The organism is Mycobacterium sp. Aquia_216 (genome assembly GCF_026723865.1).
Classification (GTDB): Bacteria; Actinomycetota; Actinomycetes; order Mycobacteriales; family Mycobacteriaceae; genus Mycobacterium.
Genome location: NZ_CP113529.1, coordinates 5,462,032 through 5,484,545, shown reverse-complemented (window position 1 = coordinate 5,484,545; position 22,514 = coordinate 5,462,032). Strand labels below are relative to the sequence as shown.

Sequence of the window (22,514 nt, the reverse complement as noted above, 5' to 3'; positions counted from 1 at the left end):
AATCGGCGGGCACCGACAAAAACCCTAAGCGTGGGTGAGAACCCGATCCCAGCCCTCGACGGACTCGGGGCCGCGCGGGCTCGGGCCCACGTAGATGGCGGACGGGCGCACCAGCTTCCCGAGCCGCTTCTGCTCGAGGATGTGGGCACACCAGCCCGCGGTACGCCCACAGGTGAACATCGCCGGCATCATGTTGGCCGGCACCTGGGCGAAGTCGAGGATGACCGCGGCCCAGAACTCGACGTTGGTCTCGATGGCCCGGTCCGGACGCCGGTCGCGCAGCTCGGCCAGGGCGGCCTGCTCCAGCGCGACCGCGACCTGGTGGCGTGGCGCGCCGAGGCGCTCGGCGGTCGAGCGCAGTACTCGCGCCCGCGGGTCTTCCGCGCGGTAGACCCGGTGTCCGAATCCCATCAGCTTGTCGCCGCTGTCCAGGATCTTCTTGACCAGGCCACGTGCGTCGCCGGTGCGCTCGACCTCTTCGAGCATCGGCAGCACCCGCGCCGGCGCACCGCCGTGCAGCGGTCCGCTCATCGCCCCGATCGCCCCGGACAGCGACGCGGCCACGTCGGCGCCGGTGGACGCGATCACCCGCGCGGTGAAGGTTGAGGCGTTCATGCCGTGCTCGGCGGCCGACACCCAGTAGGCGTCGATGGCCTCGACGTGCTTCGGGTCGGGCTCGCCCTGCCAGCGAGTCATGAAACGCGCTGTGACCGTTTGGCATTCGTCGATGACCCGTTGCGGAACGGCCGGCTGGTAAATCCCGCGCGCGGACTGCGCGACGTAGGACAGTGCCATCACCGAGGCCCGGGCCAGCTGGTCGCGCGCGGTGGGTTCGTCGGTGTCGAGCAGCGGCTTGTATCCCCAGATCGGCGCCAACATCGCCAGGCCGGCCTGCACGTCGACGCGGACATCGCCGGTGTGGATCGGCAACGGGAACGGCTCGGCGGGCGGCAAACCGTGGCCGAACCTCCCGTCGACCAGCAGCGCCCAGACGTCACCGAATGTCACCTGCTGATTGACCAGATCTTGGATGTCGACGCCGCGGTAGCGCAGCGCGCCGCCGTCCTTATCGGGCTCGGCGATCTCGGTGGTGAAGGCGACGACGCCTTCGAGGCCGGGCACAAAGTCTTCCGGGACCACAGTCATAGGAAAATTCTTGCACCTCGGCTTTCGGTCGACGCTACCGGCCGGTAGCTACCGCCGGTAGCCTTGGCCCGGTGGCCGGACCAGATGAGGATCACCTGCAACGGATGCGCGTGGAGTACGGGTCAGCGGAGCGCGACGGCAGTGCGGACCTCGACGCTTCCTGGCTCGCCGACGGGTGGCTCCCGTTGCTGCGGACGTGGATTGAAGATGCCGAGCGTTTCGGGGTCTCCGAGCCCAACGCGATGGTGCTGGCGACCGTCGCGCACGGCAAGCCGGTGAGCCGCTCGGTGCTGTGCAAGAGCGTCGATGAGACAGGGATCACCTTTTTCTCCAACTACGACTCGGCCAAAGGGATCGAGCTAGCCCAGACGCCGTACGCGTCGGCCACCTTTCCCTGGTACCTGCTCGGTCGGCAGGTCCACGTCCGGGGTGCGGTGACCAAGGTCGATCCGCAGGCCACCGAGGACTACTGGTCCAAGCGGCCGCGCGGCTCGCAGCTGGGCGCCTGGGCGTCGCACCAGTCGCAGCCGATCGCGTCCCGGGCGGCACTGCTCGAACAGCTGGCGGACGTGACCGCTCGCTTCGCAGACTCGGAGAACGTCCCGGTACCGCCGAATTGGGGTGGGTACCTGATCGCGCCCGAGGTGGTCGAATTCTGGCAGGGCCGAGAAAACCGGCTGCATAACCGCATTCGGGTCGTCGGCGGTCAGGTCGAACGGTTGCAGCCCTGATCACAAACGGCGGGCGCCTGTGCGGCGCAACACCGCACGATAAGGCGGGGTTTACCTCACAGAAAGCCGTGTGGTCAGCAGAGGTGACCCCGGGCAGGCGCGTCGTCGCGATAACGACTACCTTCAGCTGTACGCACCTAGTCAGGCGCAGCCATACCAGCCAGAGCGCAAAGGGGTTCTCGTGGCCGACACCGACGACACCGCAACTCTGAAGTACCCAGGGGGCGAGATAGATCTGCAGATCGTCAGCGCCACCGAAGGAGCTGACGGTATTGCTCTCGGCCCGCTGTTGTCGAAGACCGGCTACACGACGTTCGACAACGGCTTCGTCAATACCTCCGCCTGCAAGAGTTCGATCACGTACATCGACGGCGACGCGGGCATCCTGCGCTACCGCGGTATCCCGATCGAGCAGCTCGCGGAGAAGTCGACCTTCATCGAGGTCTCGTACTTGCTGATCTACGGCGAGCTGCCGACCACCGACCAGCTCGCCGACTTCACCAACCGGATCCAGCTGCACACGATGCTGCACGAGGACCTGAAGCGGTTCTTCGACGGCTTCCCGCGCAACGCGCACCCGATGCCGGTGCTCTCCAGCGCTGTCAACGCGCTGTCCGCGTACTACCCCGACTCGCTTGACCCCACCGACAACGAGGACGTAGAGCTGTCCACGATCCGGCTGCTGGCCAAGCTGCCGACGATCGCCGCCTATGCCTACAAAAAGTCCGTCGGTCAGCCGTTCCTCTACCCGGACAACTCGTTGTCGCTGGTCGAGAACTTCCTGCGGATGACGTTCGGGCTGCCCGCCGAGCCCTACCAGGCCGACCCCGAGGTAGTGCGGGCGCTGGACCTGCTGCTCATCCTGCACGCCGACCACGAGCAGAACTGCTCGACGTCGACCGTTCGGCTGGTGGGGTCGTCGCAGGCCAACCTGTTCACCTCGATCTCCGGTGGCATCAACGCGCTGTGGGGGCCGCTACACGGCGGTGCCAACCAGGCCGTGCTCGAGATGCTCGAACAGATCCGCGAGAGCGGCGACGACGTCAGCGAGTTCGTCCGCAAGGTGAAAAACCGCGAAGAGGGCGTCAAGCTGATGGGCTTCGGCCACCGGGTCTACAAGAACTACGACCCGCGGGCCCGGATCGTCAAGGAGCAGGCCGACAAGATCCTGGCCAAGCTCGGCGGCGACCCGTTGCTGGACATCGCCAAGCAGCTCGAAGAGGCCGCGCTGACCGACGATTACTTCATCGAGCGCAAGCTGTACCCGAACGTCGACTTCTACACCGGGCTGATCTATCGGGCCCTCGGGTTCCCGGTCCGGATGTTCACCGTGCTGTTCGCGTTGGGCCGGCTTCCCGGCTGGATCGCGCATTGGCGCGAGATGCACGACGAGGGTGACAGCAAGATCGGCCGTCCACGCCAGATCTACACCGGCTACACCGAACGGGACTATGCGCCCATCGACGGCCGGTAGCCGGCCCTAGGCAAGCGAGCCAAGCACCGCCATCGCGGCGTTGTGGCCACCGATGCCCGACACGGCCCCGCCGCGACGAGCGCCGGAGCCGCACAACATGATTCGTGCGTGGGCAGTGGCCACGCCCCATTGGCGGGCCGGGCTGTCGAGCGCGTCCTCGTCGTCGGCGAACGGCCAGGACAGTGCGCCGTGAAAGATGTTGCCTGCCGTCATCGCCAGGGTGCGTTGTAAGTCCAGGGTGCTCGTCGTCTCAATGCATGGCCGACCCTGCGCGTCGCTCAGCAGTACGTCCTGAATCGGTTCGGCCAGAACGGAATTCAGCGATGCCAGCACCGACTCGGTCAGCTGGCCGCGGGAGACGGGGGAATCGCCTTCCAGCAACGAGTGGGGTGTGTGCAAGCCGAACACCGTCATGGTCTGAGCGCCCGAATCGCGCAGCCTGGCCGACAGGATGCTGGGGTCGGTCAGCGAATGGCAGTACGCCTCACAGGGCAGCGGATCCGGTAGCTCGCCGGCGTCGGCGCGTGCGTAGGCCGTATCCAGTTGACTCCACGTCTCGTTGACGTGAAACGTGCCGGCGAACGCCTGCGCGGGGGTGACGTCGTGGTCGCGCAACCGGGGCAGGCGCCGCAGCACCATGTTCACTTTCACCTGTGCTCCGGGGGCCGACGGCGCCGGTGGCTCACCGAGCAGCTCGGCCAATACCGCCGGTGTGACGCCGGCCAGAATGAACCGGCCCTGAACCCGGCGCTCTTGGCCGTCCTGGCGATAGTGCACCCGGCCGTCCGGTTCCACACCGTAAACTTCTGCGCCAGTGGTTATTTCGGTGCCATGGCGGTCGGCGGCGGCGGCCAGTGCCGCGGTCACCGAGCCCATCCCGCCGATCGGGACGTCCCAATCCCCGCCGAGTACGTGATACAGGAAGCAGATGTTCTGCCGCAGCGACGGATCGTCGAGGCGGGCGAAGGTGCCGATCAGCGCGTCGGTGGCGATCACCCCGCGGACCAGATCGTCGCGCACCGCGTCGGTGATGGCGCGCCCGATCGGTTCCTCGACGATCGCCCGCCACGTGGCGGCGGCCTCGGGATCGCCGCCGTCCAGCACGTGGCGGCGCGCTTGTGCACGGGTGCGCAGCGGTTCGGTCAGCGTCGGCCACAGCCGGTCGGTCACCAGGCGGCTGCGTCGGTAGAACTCGGCGAAACCGCGTGCGTCGTCGGCAGCGCCGACCGCGCGGAACGGATCGCTCCCGTCGTGCGACCCGATCAGCAGGCCGCTGCGCCCACCCGTCGCCGGTTGGGGCGTGTACGACGAAAATTGGCGCCGGGCCAACCGCACGTCGGCGCCCAGGTCCTCGACGATGCGTGGTGGCAGCAAGCTGACGAGGTAGGAGTATCGCGACAGCCGGACCTCGACGCCGTCGAAGGCCTGTGCCGAGATCGCGGCCCCACCGAGGTGGTCCAGCCGTTCCAGCAGCCGCACCCGAAGGCCGGCTCGGGCCAGGTAGCCGGCCGCCACCAGGCCGTTGTGGCCCCCGCCCACGACGACTACGTCATAATCCGGCGCGTCATCGAGGGACATGTCTAGCCCAGGTAGCCCTCGACCTGGTCGCCGGGACGCACCGCGGCTTCGCGCGGATCGCCGCCGGTTTCGCGCAGCGCGCGTCGCTGACGCAGCAGGTCCCAGCACTGGTCGAGTTCCACCTCGACCCGGCGGAGCCTGTCGTGCTCCTCGGATTCGCTGATGTCGTGGTGCTGAAGCTGTGCCCGCAGGTCTTTCTCCTCGGCAACAAGATTGCGAATGTGCGCCAGGGTTTCGCTATCGGTCGGTTTACTGCCCATCGCTCCAGTGTGCCCGACGCGACCGGTGTCGCAGAGCCGAGTCGGTAGGCTGCAATATTGCCCGCGGACGGAGGGTCGCGGGCAAGTGCACCGAGGAGGGGAAAAATCGTGGGCCTACGCGCGCGTGTCGGCCAACCGGCTGACTCGTGGCGGTCCCGGAGCTCCTCCCGTCGCTCGCTGGGCCTGCCCTGGCTGATCGGGGCGGTGCTTATTCCGCTACTGATAGCCGCAATCGGCTATGGCGTGTTCGCCCGGACGATGGCCGGCACGGCGCCGGTGGTCGCATCGTCGGGTAAGCCCGCAAAGGCGCCGTTGGCTCTGGCGCCGCTGTCAATTGCCCGCAGCGGCAACGACATAACCCTGACCGGTGATTTCCCCGACGATTCCGCGAAAGCCGTGCTGACGAAGGTGCTGAAAGGCGCGCTGCCTGCCGGCGTCAACATCGTCGACCAAATCCGGATCAACCCGACTGTCGACGCGCTCGATTTCTCCAACGCCGGACCGATTTTCAAGAACAGCGCGTCGATCACCGACTTCAATCTCGCGGTCAACGGGGACACGATCACCCTGACCGGGACGGCCGCGTCGCAGGATCAGAAGAACGCGATCGACCGGGAGGCCGCCCACACCTGGTCGAATCTGACTGTCGTTGACCAGCTTGCGGTCGACGGCTCGACCCCGCTGCCGGCACCGCCGGCACCCGCGGGCCAGTGCGGCGATCTGCAGGCGGCGATCAATACCGCTACCGGCGGCCCGATTACGTTCGGCAACGACGGATTCAGCCTGACCGCCGCCGACGATCAGATTCTGACCCAGGTGGCCGACAAGCTGAGGGCCTGCCCGAGTGCGCACGCGGCGATCAACGGCTACACCGACAATTCCGGCACCGAGTCCGTGAACGTTCCGCTGAGCAACAACCGCGCCCAAACGGTCGCTAATTTCCTTGTCGCCCATGGTGTTACCGGCGACCGTCTCACGGTTCGGGGTCTCGGTTCGATCGACCCGGTCGCCACCAACGACACCGCCGATGGTCGCGCGAAGAACCGCCGCGTCGAAATCGTGATCGGCTGAGAAGGGGCGGCATGGATTTCGTGATCCAGTGGTTGTGGTACCTGTTGGCCTTCGTGGCGGGATCGGCTGTTGCCTGGGTGATCGCCGTGCTGATAGGTGCGCGCCGATGAATCACATGCACTGGTGGCTGTTCGGTTTGTCGTTCGCGCTGGGGTTGGTGTTGACGCTGGTGCTCTTGGGCCGCCCCGTCAAACGCGAAGTACCGCACGACAATCCGCCGATACCCGATCCGCCGACCACCAGGATTGTGGCCGACCCGCCGACGACAAGGGTGGTGACAGAGCCCCCCACGACGATGATCCCCGCAGATATCGAGTCCCGGACAACGAAGATTCCGGTCACGAAAAGCATTCCGGCTGCCGGGGAGTCGCCGACGAGAAAGATCGCGGTACCGCCGCCCGCACCGTACGGGCCCGGCTCCGCTCAGGCCGGCCCCGACGGCCGCGGACCGGCGGGATGGCTGGTCAAGGCGCGCATCGATACCCGGCTTTACTACACCCCAGACAATCCCAGCTACGACCCAACGGTTGCTCAGTTGTGGTTCTCCGACGAGCAGTCCGCATTGCGCGCCGGCTTCACGCCGTGGCACACCAACTCGCGGAAATAATCACGGGCGCCAGGCATTAACTCGGGGCGGGCAGGTGCAACAGGAGGCGCGCTCCGCCCAGTGGGCTGTCTTGCAGCGACGCCGTCCCGCCGTGCAAATGGGCCTGCTGGGCCACCAGCGCCAGCCCTAGACCCGACCCCGAGTGCGAGGCCGTCGACCCGCGGGAGAACCGCTCGAACACCACTTGACGCTCGCCTTCGGGCACGCCGCTGCCGTTGTCGTCGATGGCGATGTCCACTCCGGCGCGCGAGCTGACCGCCGACAGCTGGACCCGGGTGGCACCGCCATGTTTGACAGCGTTGGCGATGGCGTTGTCGACGGCCAGCCGCAACCCGGCCGGCATCCCGACGACGATGCAGGTCGGCGACGGCACCAGGGATACGTCGAGGCCGGGGTAGATGCGGGTCGCGTCGTGGGCGGCGCGGTCGAGCAGCTCGGTGATGTCGACCGGCACGTGATCGTCGGACGTGGACAGTTCGCCCTGTGCCAACCGCTCCAGCGCACCGAGCGTCGCCTCGATCCGGGATTGCGTGCGGATGACGTCGCTGATCACCTCTTTGCGCTGGTCATCGGGCAGGTCGAGGGTCGACAACACCTCGAGGTTGGTGCGCATCGCGGTCAGGGGTGTGCGCAATTCGTGGGAAGACACGGCAGCGAAATCGCGCGCCGAGGACAGGGCCTCCTTGGTGCGGTTTTGCTCGTTCCAGATGCGTTGCAGCATGCCGCGCATGGCCTCGGCGATCTCGACGGCCTCGGTGGCGCCGTGCACTTCGACCCGTGGCGCCTCGTCGCCCGCGTCGATCAATCGGGTTTGCTGCGCAAGCTGTTTGAACGGGCGCACCGCGAAAGAGGCCAGCAGCCACGCGAACACCGTCGACGCGAAGATGGCAAACCCACAGATCAGCAACACCCGGCGGTGCAGATTGTTGGTCTCGGCGAGGGTGGCGTCGTAGGTCGCTCCGACGGCCAGCGAGGTCGGCTCCGGTCCCGGTATCTCCACCGTGCGTACCCGGTAACGCACACCGTGGACATAGGTGTCGGTGTAGTCGACGTCGAACTGGGGCAGCGTGACATCGGAATTCGACTTCACCCGGCTGCCCCGCCGGATCGTCATGATCGCGTCACGGTCGTTGGGCGAGCGCGGTATTTCGTCCAGGCCGCGCGGCAGGAACGGGATCGCGAAACCCGCGGCCTCGTCGAGGCGGCGGTCCAGCCGCTCCTTGCGGTCGTTGGTGATCCCGACCCAGACGACGGCACCGACGATGAGCACGGGAATCGCGGCGCCGATGGCTGTCGCGAACACCACCCGGGTCCGCAGCGAGGGCGTACGGGCCAAGGTCCGCGACAGGAATTTCATGGCTGCTGCTGCCTACCGCATCGCTACTGCATGCGCAGCACGAATCCAACCCCGCGGACGGTGTGCAGCAACCGGGGGCCGCCGTTGGCCTCCAGCTTGCGGCGCAGGTAGCCGATAAAGACGTCGACGACGTTGGTGTCGGCGGCGAAGTCATAGCCCCACACCAGCTCCAACAGTTGCGCGCGGGACAGCACGGCGGTCTTGTGCTCCGCCAGCACCGCCAGCAGGTCGAACTCGCGTTTGGTCAGATCGACGTCGACGCCATTGACCCGGGCCCGCCGGCCGGGGATGTCCACCTCCAGCGGGCCCACCGTGATGGTTTCCGAGGAGGACGTGGCCGTGGCCCCGCGGCGGCGCAGCAGCGCCTTGACCCGCGCGACCAGCTCGGCCAGTACGAACGGTTTGACGAGGTAGTCATCGGCACCGGCCTCCAGGCCGGCTACCCGGTCGTCGACCGAGCTGCGCGCGGACAGCACGCAGACCGGGACGTCGTTGTCCATCGCACGCAGGGCGGTGACCACGCTGACGCCGTCCAGCACGGGCATGTTGATGTCGAGCACGATCGCGTCGGGGCGCGTCTCGGTGGCGCTACGCAAGGCCTCGGCCCCGTCGACTGCGGTCGACACTTCGAAGCCGGAAAGCCGAAGGCCGCGTTCCAGCGAGGCGAGCACGTCGGCGTCGTCGTCGACGACCAAGACGCGAGGTGAGGTCGGACCAGTGTCCATGCCGACCATCTTGCCCGATTGTTGCCTTCGGCAGGTCATCGGGGAGTGGCCCGGTGGCTAAATGGTTACGTTTTCGAGTCTTCGCCGCGACTGACCACCGATGACACCATGCCATGATCGAATCCGGGTGGCAGGCCAAGACATTGGGGGTCTTGGTCAGCGTTGTCGTTGCGGGACTTCGATTTCGGTGCCACTGGCCGCAAGAAACTTCTACAGACGGAATCGTTGTGACTGAGGCCACGGGCCCGCCGGATACACCTGCTCTGCGCGTATCGTCTGCGATCGCCGCTGCGCCCAAGCGCCCGGGGCCGGCCTCAGACCTGAAGCGTCTGCTGCCCTACCTGATTCCCCACCGCGCCCGCTGGATCGTCATCGTCGCGGTGGCGATCGCGAGTCTCGTTGCTACGGTTGGTGTTCCGATATTGACCAGAGCCGTTATCGACGGGCCGGTACGCCACCACGACCCGAGCGGTTTGTGGGTGCTGGGCATCGCTGCCACGACTCTCGGGGTGGGCGATGCGGTGATGTTGTTCATCCGCCGCTGGTTCACCGCACACGCCACGATGGGCGTCGAGACGGATATCCGTAGGGACTTGCACGCTCGGCTGCAGATGCTGCCGATGTCGTTTCACCATCGCTGGCAATCCGGCCAGCTGGTGTCACGGGTTATGAACGACCTGTCCACCATTCGCGATTTGATGTCGTTCGGAGCGGTATTCATGCTGCTCAACATCTTGCAAATCACGGTCGTGACAGCGTGCCTGCTCGTGATGTACTGGCCGTTGGGTCTCGTCGTGCTGGGCTCGATCGTGCCGATCATCGCCACCGTGCTGCACTACCAAGGGGAGTTCACCCGGCTGTCGCGGCAGGCCCAAGACCAATCCGGTCACCTCGCAACACATGTCGAAGAATCGGCGCTGGGGCGCGGCGTGGTGCTGGCGTTCGGGCGTGAGGACCACGTGTTCGAGCGGTTCGACGCGCAAGCCGGCAAGATGTACGAGATCGGACGCGCCAAGGTGTCGGTGGCGGCGAGGTTTTGGACCTTGCTCGAAGTCATCCCCAACGTGGCGCTCGTGGTGCTGCTGGGTTTCGGTGCCTACGCGGCGGGCCACGGGCTGGTCACGATCGGCACGCTGGCCGCCTTCATCACGATGACGCTGTCACTGGTCTGGCCGGTCGCCTCGATGGGCTTCCTGCTCTCGATGACCCAGGAGGCGATGACCGCGGCGAACCGGATCGCCGAAATCTTCGACGCGCCCTGCGATATCGCGGACGGTCCCGATTCCGCATCGGTCGGCGCCGGTCGGCTCGAGCTGCGCGATGTCGGCTTTCGGGTGCCCGACCCGGTAGCGGGCGACAGATGGGTGCTCCGCCACGTCAACCTGGCTGTCGAGGCCGGCGAGACGCTGGCCATCGTCGGTGCCACCGGCGCGGGGAAATCTCTTCTGACAGCCCTGCTTTCCCGCATCTACGACGGTTCTGAGGGGCAGATACTCCTGGACGGCCGGGACATTCGGGAGATGTCGCTGCCCTCGCTGCGCCGCGCGGTGTGCACGGCATTCGAGTATCCGACGGTGTTTTCGATGTCGGTGGCCGAGAACCTGCGGATGGGCCGGCCGGATGCCACTGATGTGGAATTAGCTGCGGCCATCGACGTCGCGGCGGCGCGGTTCGTCCACGACCTGCCGTTTGGGATCGACACCCGCATCGGTGAACAGGGCATGCGGCTCTCCGGTGGACAGCGTCAGCGGTTGTGCCTGGCCCGGGCGATCGTCGCGACACCGAAGCTGCTGGTGATCGATGATGCCCTGTCCGGGCTCGACGCGCAGACCGAGACAGAGATCACCGAGGCGCTCCGGATGGCGCTCAAAGGGGTCACGGGCATCATCGTCGCGCGCCGGCTGTCCACGGTGCTGCTCGCGGATCGGGTGGCCGTGCTGGGAGACGCTGAGTCTGGGCCAACGATCACCCACGTCGGCACGCATGCGGAACTTTTCGCTCGGGTGCCGCAGTACCGCTATCTATTGAACGCCAATAAAGGATATGACAACGACGTCATCTTCTGTGCAACAAAGGATTTCGAAACAAAGATGACGGAGCACCAATGACCGTGCTGGACACCAGGCCCATCTCGATCGACGTGGGCGAAGCGGACCACGGCTATCACGGACCAGCCGTCGACGAGACCCACGCCCGTGGGCGGGACGCGCGGGCCCTGCTGGGCTCGTTGATGCGCCCGCACGTGCTGACCCTCGCGCTACTCTTGGGCGTCGCGCTGTTGGAAAACACTGCGCGGCTATCGGTTCCAATGCTGGTTCGGCGCGGCATCGACCGCGGAATTCCGGCAATCACACACGGCGGTTCGGCGCGCGGGCTGGTGGTTATCGTCGGCGCGCTGTGCGCAGTGGTGGTGGTACACGGCATCAGCCGCTGGCTATTCCTGAACCGTGCCGGCCGGCTCCGTCAGCAAGTGTTGCTGGACCTGCGTCGTCGTGTATTCCGGCACTTTCAGCGGCTCGACATCGCGTTTCACGAGCGCTACACCACCGGCCGGGTGGTGGCCCGGCTGACCAACGACGTCGAAGCCGTTGACGACATGTTGTTCGCCGGATTCGATTGCCTGATCACCGCCGCTCTCACGCCAGTGGGAATTGCCGTCTTGCTGGTCGTCCTCGACTGGCGACTCGGGCTGATGTGCCTGGCGGTGTTCCCGATCTTGCTGGTCCTGGGCGTGTGGTTCCGTCTGCAATCGGCCAGAACCTACGGTGAGGTGCGCGAATGCACCGCGCTGGTGATCATGCAGTTCGTCGAGACGATGGCGGGCATCAAGGCGCTGCAGGCCTACCGGCACGAGCCCAGGACCCAGGTGGTTTTCGAGGACATCGCCAACCAGTACCGGGCGATCCTGGAGAAGGCGTTCAAACTCATGGCGATCTTCACCCCTGGTGTGAAGGTGATCGGCAACATCACCACCGGAGTGGTGATTCTGTACGGCGGCAGCCGGGTGCTCAATGGTGAGATGACGCTGGGCACGTTCGCTGCTTTTCTGCTCTACCTGCGCATGTTTTTCGAGCCGCTGCACGAGATCACCCATTTCTTCAACGCCTTTCAGGCCGCGACGTCGGCGCTGGAGAAGTTGGCCGCCGCGCTCAACACCCGTCCGGCAATCGCGGAACCGGAGATTCCGTTGGCGCGTTGCGGTGGCGCTCGCGCGACCGACTTTGCCGCTGGCACGGTCGTTTTCGACGACGTTCATTTCAGCTACGGGCCCGGCCGGCCGGTCCTTTGCGGGCTGTCGGTGACGGTGCCGGCCGGTCAGACGGTCGCAGTGGTCGGACGCAGCGGTACCGGCAAATCCACCATCGGCAAATTGCTGGCCAGGTTCTACGACCCGACGTCCGGATCGATCACCCTGGACGGCGTCGATCTTCGCGACCTCGCGCACAGCGATTTGCGCCGCAATGTCGTGCTGGTCGCGCAGGAGAGCTTCTTGTTCACCGGCACGATCGCCGACAACATCCGGTTTGGCCGGCCCGATGCCACCGATGCGGAGGTCAGGGATGCGGCCGCGGCAATCGGTGCGGACCTCTTCATCGCCGCATTGCCCGGGGGGTATCAGACCGAGGTCAGCAACGGTGGCGTGCAGCTGTCGGCGGGACAGCGTCAGCTGATTGCCCTGTCGCGTGCGTTGCTGGCCGACTCGGCGGTGCTGATCGTGGACGAGGCGACGTCGGCGCTGGATGTCCCCGGCGAGCGCATGGTGCAACACGCGTTAGCGACCGTGCTCGCCGGCCGCACCGCCCTGATCATCGCCCACCGGTTGGATGTGGTCGAAAACGCCGACCGAGTGCTGGTGCTGGGAGAGCAGGGCCAAATTGTCGCCGACGGCACGCCCGCCGATCTGATCCACCACGGCGAGCGCACGCCGCGGCGCTGCGGTGGCACGTCGGCCGTACCGCAAGCCGCTCAACTGCAACGCCAGCTGCCGTCGCACAGCGGGAACCCGCGCGGCCAGGCGCATTACCGCGTTACGGATCGGGCGTAGTGGTTCGTAGCGGTTACCACCAAGTGCCTCAAGGCAATCCGATGCCGCGGTAGCGTCGTAGCCGTTCGGCGATGCGCTGGGCGCCGGGTATGTCGCGCAGCGCGTGGACCTCTGCGGCAATCGCGCCGGACAGCCGCTGGGAGAATTCGATCGGCTCGTCGGCGGCATCGGGGTGCTCGGGCACGATGGCGTCGACGATCCCGGACCGCAGCAGGTCGGCCGACCGAATGCCTTGGTCCGCCGCAAGTTCGGGCGCGTGATCGGTATCGCGGAAGACGATGGCGCTGGCGCCCTCGGGCGGCAGCGGGGCCAGCCAGCCGTGCAGCGCCGCCAGCACGCGGTCGGCGGGCACCATCGCCAGTGCCGGGCCGCCGCTGCCCTGGCCCAGCAGAACCGAGACCGTCGGGGTATCCAGCGTCACCAGCTCGGCCACGCAGTGGGCGATCTGGCCGGCCAGCCCATCCTGCTCGGCTTCGGCCGACAGCGCGGGGCCGGCGGTGTCGATCACCAAGACCAACGGCAGCCGCAGTTCGGCGGCCAGTGCCATGCCACGGCGCGCTTCCCGCAACGACGCGGGCCCGACGAGCCCGCCGGTGAGGCGCTGCTGACCGAGGACCACCGCGGGCTGGCCGGCGAATCGGGCCAGCGCCAACAAGGTGGTCGCCGCCTCCCCGCTGCCGGTTCCGGACAACAGCACCCGGTCGGTGGCGCCGTGCCGCAGCAGGTGGCCGACTCCCGGCCGGTCGGGCCGTCGCGATGCGACCACCGAATCCCACGCCGGCACATCGGGTATCGATTCGCCTGCCCGCGGGCCGGGCAGCGGCTCGGGCGGGTCGGCGATGACCGTCAGGGCGCGGTCCACCGTCCGGCGCAGCGCGTCGATGGCGACGACGCCGTCGATCACGCCGTGCCGCTGCAGGTTTTCCGCGGTCTGGATGCCCGTCGGGAACGGCTCGCCGTAGAGCAGCTCGTACACCCGCGGCCCGAGAAAGCCGATCAGCGCACCCGGCTCGGCGACGGTGATGTGGCCGAGCGATCCCCACGACGCGAAAACCCCGCCGGTCGTCGGGTTCCGCAGGTAGACGAGGTACGGCAGGTGCGCCTGCTTGTGCAGTCTGACGGCCGCGGCGATCTTGACCATCTGCAGAAACGCGACGGTGCCCTCTTGCATGCGGGTGCCCCCGGAGCTCGGCGAGGCCAGCAGCGGGAGCCGCTCGGCCGTGGCGCGCTGCACGGCGCTGGTGATCCGTTCGGCCGCCGCGACCCCGATCGACCCACCGAGGAAGCTGAACTCGCAGACCACGACCGCCACCCGGCGGCCGAATATTCGTCCCTCGCCGGTCAGCACCGCTTCGTCCAGGCCGGTGGCGGCCCGGGCGTCGGCGAGCTCGGCCGCGTAGGCCGCGCCGATTGGTAGCTCCAGCGGCTCGCTGTCCCAACTGACGAAGGAGCCCTCGTCCAGCACCGCATCCTGCAGTTCTTCGGTCGTGATGCGACTCACGCGTCGAGGCTATATAGGCTGACGGCCATGATCGGTATTACGCAGGTCGAAGCGGTTATGACCATCGAGTTGCAGCGCCCGGAGCGGCGCAACGCCCTGAACTCAGAGCTCGTCGACGAGCTGCGCGAGGCCGTGCTGAAGTCCGGTGACGGGTCCACCCGTGCGATCGTGCTGACCGGCCAGGGCACGGTGTTCTGCGCCGGCGCGGACCTGAGCGGCGACGCGTTTGCGGCCGACTACCCCGACCGGCTGATCGAGCTGCACAAGGTGTTGGATGCGGCTCCCATCCCGGTGATCGGTGCCATCAACGGTCCCGCCATCGGTGCTGGCCTGCAGTTGGCCATGCAATGTGATCTGCGGGTCGTCGCTGCGGATGCGTTCTTCCAGTTTCCGACTTCGAAGTACGGTCTCGCGCTTGATAACTGGAGCATCCGACGACTGTCGTCGCTGGTCGGCCACGGCCGGGCCCGGGCGATGCTGCTGGCGGCGGAAAAGTTGACCGCCGAGACGGCGCTGCAGACGGGAATGGCCAACCGGATCGGGACGCTGGACGATGCCCAGGCCTGGGGTGCCGAGATCTCCGGGCTGGCGCCGCTGGCGATCCAGCACGCTAAGCGGGTACTCAACGACGACGGTTCGATCGAGGAGGCCTCGCCAGTGCATAAGGAACTCTTTGACAAGGCCTGGGGCAGCCAGGACGTCATCGAAGCGCAAGTCGCCCGGGTGGAGAAGCGTCCGCCGAGGTTCCAGGGAGCCTGACGGACATGGTGCCCGCAGCACTGCGCTTGGCCGCCGGCACGGTCACGCTCGCCGCAGGCGGGTGGGTGCTGCGCGCGCTGCACGGGGCGCCGGCGGCGCTCGGGGCCGACCCGTCCTCCATCCGGGCGGTGACGCAGCACTCGCCCAATTTCCATGACGGAGTCTTCGTCAACATTGACCCCGCCTCGAATGTGAACCTGGACCGTGAGCAGTTCGCGCTGATCGCGTGGGAGCTCGTGGGTGGACGCGGTGGGAGCCGCCCGACCGCGCCGATCCCGCTAGCCGCGCCCGGGACATTCGACGCCGACCCCGGCCGATTGGCCGTCAGCTGGCTGGGCCACTCCACCGCCCTGCTGGAGATCGACGGTTACCGAGTGCTCACCGATCCGGTGTGGAGTCACCGCTGCTCGCCGTCGGACGTGATCGGCCCGGAGCGGCTGCATCCGCCCCCGGTCGAGCTCGAAGCGCTGCCTGCCGTCGATGCCGTGGTGATCAGCCATGACCACTACGACCATCTCGACATCGACACCGTCGTCGCGCTCACCCGCACCCAGCGGGCGCCGTTCTTCGTGCCGCTCGGCGTGGGTGCCCATTTGCGCGCGTGGGGCGTCCCGGCACATCGCATCGTCGAACTCGACTGGAATGAAAACGGTCACGTCGACGAATTGACCCTGATCTGCCTACCGGCACGGCACTTTTCGGGTCGTTTCCTGGATCGCAACACCACGCTGTGGGCCTCCTGGGGAATCATCGGTCCCAGTCATCGGGCCTATTTCGGCGGGGATACCGGCTACACGAAGAGCTTCGAGCAGATCGGCGCCGAGCACGGCCCGTTTGATCTGACCCTGCTGCCGATTGGCGCCTATAACCCTGGCTGGCCGGACATCCACATGAATCCGGAGGAGGCGGTCCGAGCGCATCTGGATCTCACAGCAGCCGGATCCGCGGTTTTGGTGCCCATCCACTGGGGCACCTTCCGGCTGGCACCGCACCCGTGGGCCGAGCCGGTCGAGCGCATGCTCGCGGCCGCGGAAACCGCCGGCGTCACGGTGGCGGTTCCCGCGCCCGGTCAGCGCCTGGATCCGACCGGACCGCCCCGATTCAACCCGTGGTGGCGACTGCAGAACCGGATTCGGTGAGCGCACAACGTAGTTCGGAGTACGCGTTGGCAAGATCATCGAGGGTGAATCCTCTGTTGAGGCCGCTTGGGTTGGGCAGCACCCACGCCGCGGAGTCGGCAAACCCGGGCGTATACAGACCCCAGGCGATTTTCGATGCGCCCGTCATCCCCGCCAGGGCACGTTTCCCGAGGAAGCCGATCGCTCGTGGTGCGTAGCGCCGCATCTTGGCTTCGAACTCGGGCCGGGCACGGCGGAACTCTTCCGTCGCCACATCGCTGGCCCGTCGGGTCGGTCGACCGACGACCGCGGTGATGCCGCAACCGTAGTCGAGTAATCGGCGCTCATCTTCTGGCCGTAATCGTGTGTCGGTGAATCCGGCCAGCTGCAGTACGGACCAAAAACGGTTGCTGCGGTTGGAGAAGTTGTGGCCGTCGGCAGCGGCAGTAGTTGCCGGGTTCACGCCACAGAAGACGATGTCGAGACCCGGGGCGAGGATGTCCGGTTCATAGTGCATCCTGTCGATACCCCCATCAGACAAACACGTGACGCGCCTATCGTAGGCTCGCCGGTGTGCCGGCCATGTCGACATGGCGCCGAGAGCATCCGCAGCCGCGTTCGAGGGCTAAAGTCTGCGAGCATGACGAAACGCGCGGCCCTCGCCGCGGTCGTGGTGGTTTTGCTGGCGTTGGTCGCATGCGGCTCCGGGCACCCCATATCGATCCCGCCCGCCGCGTTGTCTGAGGCGCCTCCCAACGAAGTGTCGGGTCTGGACATTCCGCCCGGCCGCATCGACGACGCCATCTCGAAGGTCGACGGCCTGGTCAATGACTTGATGCGGAACACCGGCGTCCCGGGCATCTCCGTGGCCGTCGTGCGCGGTGGAAAAGCGGTGTACGCCAAAGGTTTCGGCCTGAAGGATGCAAGCAAGGGCAACGGCCAAGACAACATGGTCGACGCTGACACCGTCTTCCAGCTGGCATCGGTGTCGAAATCGGTTGGCGCGACCGTGGTCGCGCATGAGGTGACCAACAACGTCATCACCTGGGACACGCCGGTGGTCGCCAAGCTGCCGTGGTTCGCGCTGTCGGATCCCTACGTCACAAGCCATGCGACCGTCGCCGACCTGTACTCGCACCGCTCCGGGCTGCCCGACCACGCCGGCGACAAGCTGGAGGATCTCGGGTACGACCGCCGGCAAGTGCTGGAGCGACTGAAGTATTTGCCGCTGGCTCCTTTTCGAAATAGCTACGCCTATACCAACTTTGGCTTGACCGCAGCTGCCGAGGCGGTGGCGGCCGCCGCGGGTAAACCGTGGGAGGACCTCTCCGACGAGGTGCTGTACCGCCCATTGGGTATGGCGTCGACGAGTTCGAGGTACGCCGATTATGTGGCCAGGCCCAATCACGCGGTGCTGCACGTCAAGGTGGGGGACAAGTGGGAGCCACGCTTCCAGCGCGATCCGGATGCGGAAACGCCGGCGGGTGGCGTGAGTTCGTCGATCAACGACATGGCCCGCTGGCTGACGATGGTGATGGCCGACGGAAGTTACAACGGCCAACAGATCACATCGCCCGAGGCGCTGCTGCCCGCGATCACCCCGCAAGTCGTTTCGATGCCCGCATCGTCGCCGAAGGCCCGGGCCGGCAACTACGGTCACGGATTCAACGCCTCGGTGACCTCGTCGGGGCGTACCGAGTACAGCCACTCCGGCGGCTTCTCGTCGGGCGCGGCAACCAATTTTGTCGTGCTGCCGTCGGTGGACGTCGGCATCATCGCGCTGACCAACGGTGCGCCGTACGGCATTCCCGAAGCGCTGACCGCGCAATTCATGGATCTGGTGCAGTACGGGCAAATTCGCGAGGATTGGCCGGCCCTGTACAACCATGCACTCGGCTGGATGAACAACGCGGAGGGCTCACTGGTCGGCAAGCAGCCCCCCGCCGACCCCGCGCCGGCCCGGCCGCTCACCGACTACCTCGGCGTCTACGCCAGCGACTACTGGGGTCCGGCCGTCGTGACCCAAAACAACGGGCAACTTCAGCTAGCACTGGGTCCGAAGAATCAGACGGCCCCTCTCACGCACTGGGACGGCGATACCTTCACGTTCTCGATAACCAACGAAAATGCGCCGCCCGGAACGATATCCAAGGCTGTATTTTCCGGGTTCCCCGGCGCCACGCTGAACCTGGAGTACTACGACGCCGATAAGCTGGGAACGTTCACCCGATGAATGCCGCCTCAGGCCTAACCGACACCGAGGTGGCGCAGCGGGTAGCCGAGGGCAACAGCAACGCGGTTCCGGCACACGCCGCCCGCAGCACCACGGAGATCGTTCGCGCCAACGTCTTCACCCGGATCAACGCGATCCTGGGCGTGCTGCTGGCAATCGTGCTGGCGACCGGTTCGATCATCAACGGGCTGTTCGGCCTGCTCATCATCGCCAACAGTGTCATCGGGATGGTCCAGGAGATTCGCGCTAAGCGGACGCTGGACAAGCTGGCGATCGTCGGGCAGGCGAAACCATTGGTGCGCAGGCGATCCGGGACTCGAACGCTGTTGCCTGCCGAGGTGGTGCTCGGCGACGTAATCGAGCTCGGTCCGGGCGATCAGATCGTGGTCGACGGCGAGGTTCTCGAGGAAGACAACCTGGAGGTCGACGAATCGCTGCTGACCGGTGAGGCGGACCCGATCGCCAAGCGCGCCGGCGATCCGGTCATGTCCGGGAGTTTCGTCGTCGCCGGCACCGGTGCCTATCGCGCCACCAAGGTCGGCCCGGCGGCTTATGCCGCCCAGCTCGCCGAAAATGCCAGCAAGTTCACGCTGGTGAAATCCGAACTGCGCAACGGAATTAACCGGATTCTGCAATTCATCACCTACCTGCTGGTGCCGGCTGGGCTGCTGACGATCTACACGCAGCTGTTCACCACACATGCGGGGTGGCAGCAGTCCGTGCTGCGGACGGTGGGTGCGCTGGTGCCGATGGTTCCCGAGGGCTTGGTGCTGATGACCTCGATCGCATTCGCGGTCGGAGTCATCAGGCTCGGTCAGCGTCGTTGCCTGGTACAGGAATTGCCCGCGATCGAGGGTTTGGCCCGCGTCGATGTGGTGTGTGCCGACAAGACGGGCACCCTGACCGAAAGCGGTATGCGGGTCTCCGATGTCGCCGAACTCGCCGCCCCGCAGGCGGCGACCATCGCAGATGCGCTGGGCGCGCTGGCCGCGGCCGACCCGCGCCCGAATGCCAGCATGCAGGCGATTGCCGAGACCTTTGACCAGCCGACCGGCTGGATCAGCACGGCCACAGCGCCTTTCAAGTCGGCAACCAAATGGAGCGGGGTGTCCTATTCCAATCACGGCAACTGGGTGATCGGCGCGCCGGACGTTTTGCTTGACCCGGGCTCGGCGGCCGCCGCGCAGGCTGAACGGATCGGGGCGCGGGGGATGCGGGTCCTGTTGCTCGGTGCCGCCGATGTCGCTGTGGATGACTCGAATGCTCCGGGGCAGGTTACGCCGGTCGCGTTGGTGGTGCTGGAGCAGAAGGTGCGCCCGGACGCTCGTGAAACAGTGGAATACTTTGCTGCCCAGAATGTTTCGGTGAAGGTGATCTCCGGTGACAACGCGGTATCGGTCGGTGCTGTAGCGGCCAAGCTCGGACTGCATGGCGAGGCAATGGACGCACGTCAACTACCAACGGAGGCAGGCGAATTGGCCGACACGCTGGAGGCCTACACCACCTTCGGCCGGGTGCGGCCCGATCAGAAGCGGGCCATCGTGCACGCTTTGCAGGCGCACGGCCACACCGTGGCGATGACCGGCGACGGCGTCAACGACGTGCTGGCCCTCAAGGACGCCGACATCGGCGTGGCGATGGGTGCCGGCAGCCCGGCATCGCGAGCGGTGGCGCAGATTGTGTTGCTGGACAACAAGTTCGCGACGCTTCCCTACGTCGTCGGCGAGGGCCGTCGGGTCATCGGCAACATCGAGCGGGTTGCCAACCTGTTTCTGACAAAGACGGTGTACTCGGTGCTACTGGCATTGTTCGTGGGCATCGAATGCCTGTTGTCCAAGCCGCTCAAGGCGGATCCGCTGCTCTACCCGTTTCAGCCGATCCACGTCACCATCGCCGCGTGGTTCACCATCGGCATCCCGTCGTTCATCCTGTCGCTGGCCCCCAACAACGAGCGTGCCTATCCCGGCTTCGTGCGCCGCGTGCTGATATCGGCGCTGCCGTCCGGATTGGTCGTCGGCACCACAACTTTCGTCTCCTACCTGGTGGCCTACCGGGGCCGCCACGCCACGTTTATCGAACAGGAGCAAGCGTCGACCGCCGCACTGATCACCCTGCTGGTGACCGCACTTTGGGTGCTGGCGGTGGTGGCGCGCCCCTACCAGTGGTGGCGGGTCGCGCTGATCACTGCCTGCGGCCTGGCCTACGTCGCGATCTTCGGCATCCCGCTGGCGCAGCAGAAGTTTCTGCTCGACCCGACGAATCTGACCGTGACATCTACGGCGCTGGGGATCGGCGTGCTGGGCGCCGTGGCGATCGAGGCCGCATGGTGGATCCGGGCCAGGATGCTCGGCATCGAACCCCGGTTGTGGCGGGCCGACCAGACCGATGAGGCCGACTAGGGCGATTGGGGCGACGCTGACATCGGCAAGTAGGGTTCTACCAGCAAAGAAGGCTCCCCGGCGGCCCCGGGGATCTGCGGGGAAGGGACAGCGCATGGGATTTCTGGACAAGGCGAAGGACCTGTTGGCGCAGAACGCCGACAAGGTCGAGACCGCGATCGACAAGGCCGGCGAGTTCGTCGACGACAAGACGCAGGGCAAGTACTCCGACACCATCCACAAGGTGCAGGAAGAGGCCAAGAAGGCGGTCGACCCGGGCACCCCGCAGAGCTGACCGCATGGCGAAACTTTCCGGATCCATCGAGGTACCACTGCCGCCAGAGCAGGCCTGGAAGCACGCCTCCGACCTGTCGCGCTTCAAGGACTGGTTGAGCATCCACCGAGTGTGGCGCAGCAAGCTGCCCGACGACCTGCACAAGGGCACGGTGATCGAATCGGTCGTCGAGGTAAAGGGCATGCTCAACCGGATCAAATGGACGATCGTGCATTACAAGCCGCCCGAAGCCATGACGCTCAACGGTGACGGAGTCGGTGGTGTCAAGGTCAAGCTGATCGCCAAGGTCAAGCCGAAAGACGACGGATCGGTCGTCAGCTTCGACGTGCACCTCGGCGGTCCGGCGCTGTTCGGTCCGATCGGCATGATCGTCGCCGCCGCGCTGAGAAGCGACATCAACGAATCCCTGGAGAGATTCGTCACCGTGTTCACCGCTCCTGATCCCGGCCGCAACGGACACAGCGGCGTCGGCCGCTGACCGTCTGGCGGACCTGCTGCGAGCCATCGTCGGTGGCGAACCGCCGGTTCGGCTGCGCGCACTGGACCGTCTTCTTCGGTGCCGAGGATGTCGACAAAACGCTGCGGGTGATCACCGAGAACGGTGGAGCTGTGCTGCGCAGACCGCAGGACACTCCCTACGGCCGGCTGGCCGCGGCGATCGACCCGACCGGCGTCAACTTCAACGTGTCCTCGCTGCAGGCGTGACGATCGCAAGCGCGGCGTAGCGGGCCTCGCCGTCTGTCCGATGGCGCTGCGCGTGGCGAGCGGCGGCCGGTACGGCGCCCTATTAAGGTCGCACCCATGACCCGCCGCCTGCGCCCCGGATGGCTGGTGGCGTTGTTTGCGCTGGTCGTTTCGGCCAGTGCCTGGCTGCCGTGGCTGACCACGTCGGTCGGCGGCGGCGGCTGGGCCAGTGCGATCGGGGGCAGACACGGCAGCCTGCAGCTTCCGGCCGGATTCGGCGCGGGCCAGCTGATTGTGCTGCTGTCCTCGGGGTTGCTGGTGGCCGGGGCGATGCTGGGGCGCGGCCTGTCGGTGCGGCTCGCTTCGATTGCCGCGCTGGTCATTTCGCTACTCATCGTGGCGCTCGTGGCGTGGTACTACAAACTCAACGTCAACCCACCGGTGTCGGCGGAATACGGACTTTATGTCGGCGGGGTCGCCGCCGTCGGCGCGGTCGCGTGTTCGGTTGCGTCGCTGGTCGCCGCCGTCGTCTCGGGTCGCCCCGGCCGATAA

General features: G+C 66.6%; 20 protein-coding genes and 2 pseudogenes. 15 read left to right on the top strand and 7 right to left on the bottom strand.

Translation table 11 applies throughout. The features are described 5' to 3' along the window. Nucleotides 1-24: 24 nt before the first annotated feature. Nucleotides 25-1,146, bottom strand: a complete 1,122-nt coding sequence (locus OK015_RS25545; protein ID WP_268127321.1) for a citrate synthase 2 — start codon at nucleotides 1,144-1,146, stop codon at nucleotides 25-27. Between the two features lie 104 nt (nucleotides 1,147-1,250). On the opposite strand from OK015_RS25545, the gene pdxH reads away from it, so the two are divergent. Both pdxH and OK015_RS25535 read left to right on the top strand, forming a co-directional pair. Then, a complete protein-coding gene (gene pdxH / locus OK015_RS25540; RefSeq protein WP_442791329.1) occupies nucleotides 1,251-1,877 on the top strand; it encodes a pyridoxamine 5'-phosphate oxidase in 627 nt (208 codons plus the stop codon). A gap of 181 nt (nucleotides 1,878-2,058) precedes the next feature. After that, nucleotides 2,059-3,351 carry a citrate synthase gene (locus tag OK015_RS25535; protein WP_268127318.1) on the top strand — a complete coding sequence of 431 codons (1,293 nt, stop codon included), beginning with the start codon at nucleotides 2,059-2,061 and terminating at the stop codon, nucleotides 3,349-3,351. Between the two features lie 6 nt (nucleotides 3,352-3,357). Here OK015_RS25535 and OK015_RS25530 read toward each other — a convergent pair whose 3' ends face one another. Then, nucleotides 3,358-4,929 carry a phytoene desaturase family protein gene (locus OK015_RS25530; protein ID WP_268127316.1) on the bottom strand — a complete coding sequence of 524 codons (1,572 nt, stop codon included), beginning with the start codon at nucleotides 4,927-4,929 and terminating at the stop codon, nucleotides 3,358-3,360. A gap of 2 nt (nucleotides 4,930-4,931) precedes the next feature. Continuing rightward, nucleotides 4,932-5,189 carry a DUF2630 family protein gene (locus tag OK015_RS25525; protein WP_268127314.1) on the bottom strand — a complete coding sequence of 86 codons (258 nt, stop codon included), beginning with the start codon at nucleotides 5,187-5,189 and terminating at the stop codon, nucleotides 4,932-4,934. 108 nt (nucleotides 5,190-5,297) lie between these two features. Between OK015_RS25525 and arfA the strand changes: the two genes are divergently transcribed. The 3 genes and pseudogenes from arfA to arfC all read left to right on the top strand — a co-directional run bounded on the left by arfA (nucleotide 5,298) and on the right by arfC (nucleotide 6,867). Further along, nucleotides 5,298-6,260 (top strand): channel-forming protein ArfA/OmpATb, encoded by a 963-nt coding sequence (gene arfA / locus OK015_RS25520; protein WP_268127312.1) that lies wholly within the window; start codon nucleotides 5,298-5,300, stop codon nucleotides 6,258-6,260. An 11-nt stretch (nucleotides 6,261-6,271) separates the two neighbouring features. Beyond that, nucleotides 6,272-6,352, top strand: a pseudogene (gene arfB / locus OK015_RS29355) (channel accessory protein ArfB); the annotation flags it as partial. A 14-nt stretch (nucleotides 6,353-6,366) separates the two neighbouring features. Further along, nucleotides 6,367-6,867: a channel accessory protein ArfC, sunset domain variant gene (gene arfC, locus OK015_RS25515; RefSeq protein ID WP_268127309.1), complete on the top strand. Its 501-nt coding sequence runs from the start codon at nucleotides 6,367-6,369 to the stop codon at nucleotides 6,865-6,867. A gap of 16 nt (nucleotides 6,868-6,883) precedes the next feature. Here arfC and OK015_RS25510 read toward each other — a convergent pair whose 3' ends face one another. Together OK015_RS25510 and prrA are read right to left on the bottom strand one after the other, a co-directional pair. Beyond that, nucleotides 6,884-8,224, bottom strand: a complete 1,341-nt coding sequence (locus tag OK015_RS25510) for a HAMP domain-containing sensor histidine kinase (protein ID WP_268127306.1) — start codon at nucleotides 8,222-8,224, stop codon at nucleotides 6,884-6,886. A 23-nt stretch (nucleotides 8,225-8,247) separates the two neighbouring features. Continuing rightward, nucleotides 8,248-8,958 carry a two-component system response regulator PrrA gene (gene prrA, locus OK015_RS25505; protein WP_268127303.1) on the bottom strand — a complete coding sequence of 237 codons (711 nt, stop codon included), beginning with the start codon at nucleotides 8,956-8,958 and terminating at the stop codon, nucleotides 8,248-8,250. A 218-nt stretch (nucleotides 8,959-9,176) separates the two neighbouring features. Between prrA and OK015_RS25500 the strand changes: the two genes are divergently transcribed. Then, a complete protein-coding gene (locus OK015_RS25500; RefSeq protein WP_442791161.1) occupies nucleotides 9,177-11,057 on the top strand; it encodes an ABC transporter ATP-binding protein in 1,881 nt (626 codons plus the stop codon). Then, entirely contained in the window at nucleotides 11,054-12,994 is a 1,941-nt protein-coding gene (locus tag OK015_RS25495) for an ABC transporter ATP-binding protein (RefSeq protein ID WP_268127300.1), read from the top strand. The genes OK015_RS25500 and OK015_RS25495 overlap by 4 nt, the downstream gene beginning before the upstream one ends. Before the next feature lie 28 nt (nucleotides 12,995-13,022). Here the strand turns inward: OK015_RS25495 and OK015_RS25490 are convergent, their stop codons facing one another. Continuing rightward, a complete protein-coding gene (locus tag OK015_RS25490; RefSeq protein ID WP_268127299.1) occupies nucleotides 13,023-14,495 on the bottom strand; it encodes a carboxyl transferase domain-containing protein in 1,473 nt (490 codons plus the stop codon). A gap of 27 nt (nucleotides 14,496-14,522) precedes the next feature. On the opposite strand from OK015_RS25490, the gene OK015_RS25485 reads away from it, so the two are divergent. Together OK015_RS25485 and OK015_RS25480 are read left to right on the top strand one after the other, a co-directional pair. Beyond that, nucleotides 14,523-15,254, top strand: a complete 732-nt coding sequence (locus OK015_RS25485; protein ID WP_268127297.1) for an enoyl-CoA hydratase — start codon at nucleotides 14,523-14,525, stop codon at nucleotides 15,252-15,254. Between the two features lie 5 nt (nucleotides 15,255-15,259). Further along, entirely contained in the window at nucleotides 15,260-16,393 is a 1,134-nt protein-coding gene (locus tag OK015_RS25480; protein WP_268127295.1) for an MBL fold metallo-hydrolase, read from the top strand. Here OK015_RS25480 and mug read toward each other — a convergent pair. Further along, entirely contained in the window at nucleotides 16,356-16,889 is a 534-nt protein-coding gene (gene mug, locus OK015_RS25475) for a G/U mismatch-specific DNA glycosylase (protein WP_268127293.1), read from the bottom strand. The genes OK015_RS25480 and mug overlap by 38 nt on opposite strands. 123 nt (nucleotides 16,890-17,012) lie before the next feature. On the opposite strand from mug, the gene OK015_RS25470 reads away from it, so the two are divergent. The 6 genes and pseudogenes from OK015_RS25470 (at nucleotide 17,013) to OK015_RS25445 (ending at nucleotide 22,514) form a co-directional block, all read left to right on the top strand. Beyond that, nucleotides 17,013-18,605 (top strand): serine hydrolase, encoded by a 1,593-nt coding sequence (locus OK015_RS25470; protein WP_268127291.1) that lies wholly within the window; start codon nucleotides 17,013-17,015, stop codon nucleotides 18,603-18,605. Then, nucleotides 18,602-21,004: a cation-translocating P-type ATPase gene (locus OK015_RS25465; protein ID WP_268127288.1), complete on the top strand. Its 2,403-nt coding sequence runs from the start codon at nucleotides 18,602-18,604 to the stop codon at nucleotides 21,002-21,004. Before OK015_RS25470 ends, OK015_RS25465 begins: the two co-directional genes overlap by 4 nt. A gap of 94 nt (nucleotides 21,005-21,098) precedes the next feature. Next, nucleotides 21,099-21,278: an antitoxin gene (locus OK015_RS25460; RefSeq protein ID WP_268127286.1), complete on the top strand. Its 180-nt coding sequence runs from the start codon at nucleotides 21,099-21,101 to the stop codon at nucleotides 21,276-21,278. Between the two features lie 4 nt (nucleotides 21,279-21,282). Next, nucleotides 21,283-21,756, top strand: a complete 474-nt coding sequence (locus OK015_RS25455) for a type II toxin-antitoxin system Rv0910 family toxin (RefSeq protein WP_268127285.1) — start codon at nucleotides 21,283-21,285, stop codon at nucleotides 21,754-21,756. A 56-nt stretch (nucleotides 21,757-21,812) separates the two neighbouring features. After that, nucleotides 21,813-21,983: pseudogene (locus OK015_RS25450) on the top strand (VOC family protein); the annotation flags it as partial. Nucleotides 21,984-22,079: 96 nt separating this feature from the next. Then, a complete protein-coding gene (locus OK015_RS25445; protein WP_268127284.1) occupies nucleotides 22,080-22,514 on the top strand; it encodes a hypothetical protein in 435 nt (144 codons plus the stop codon).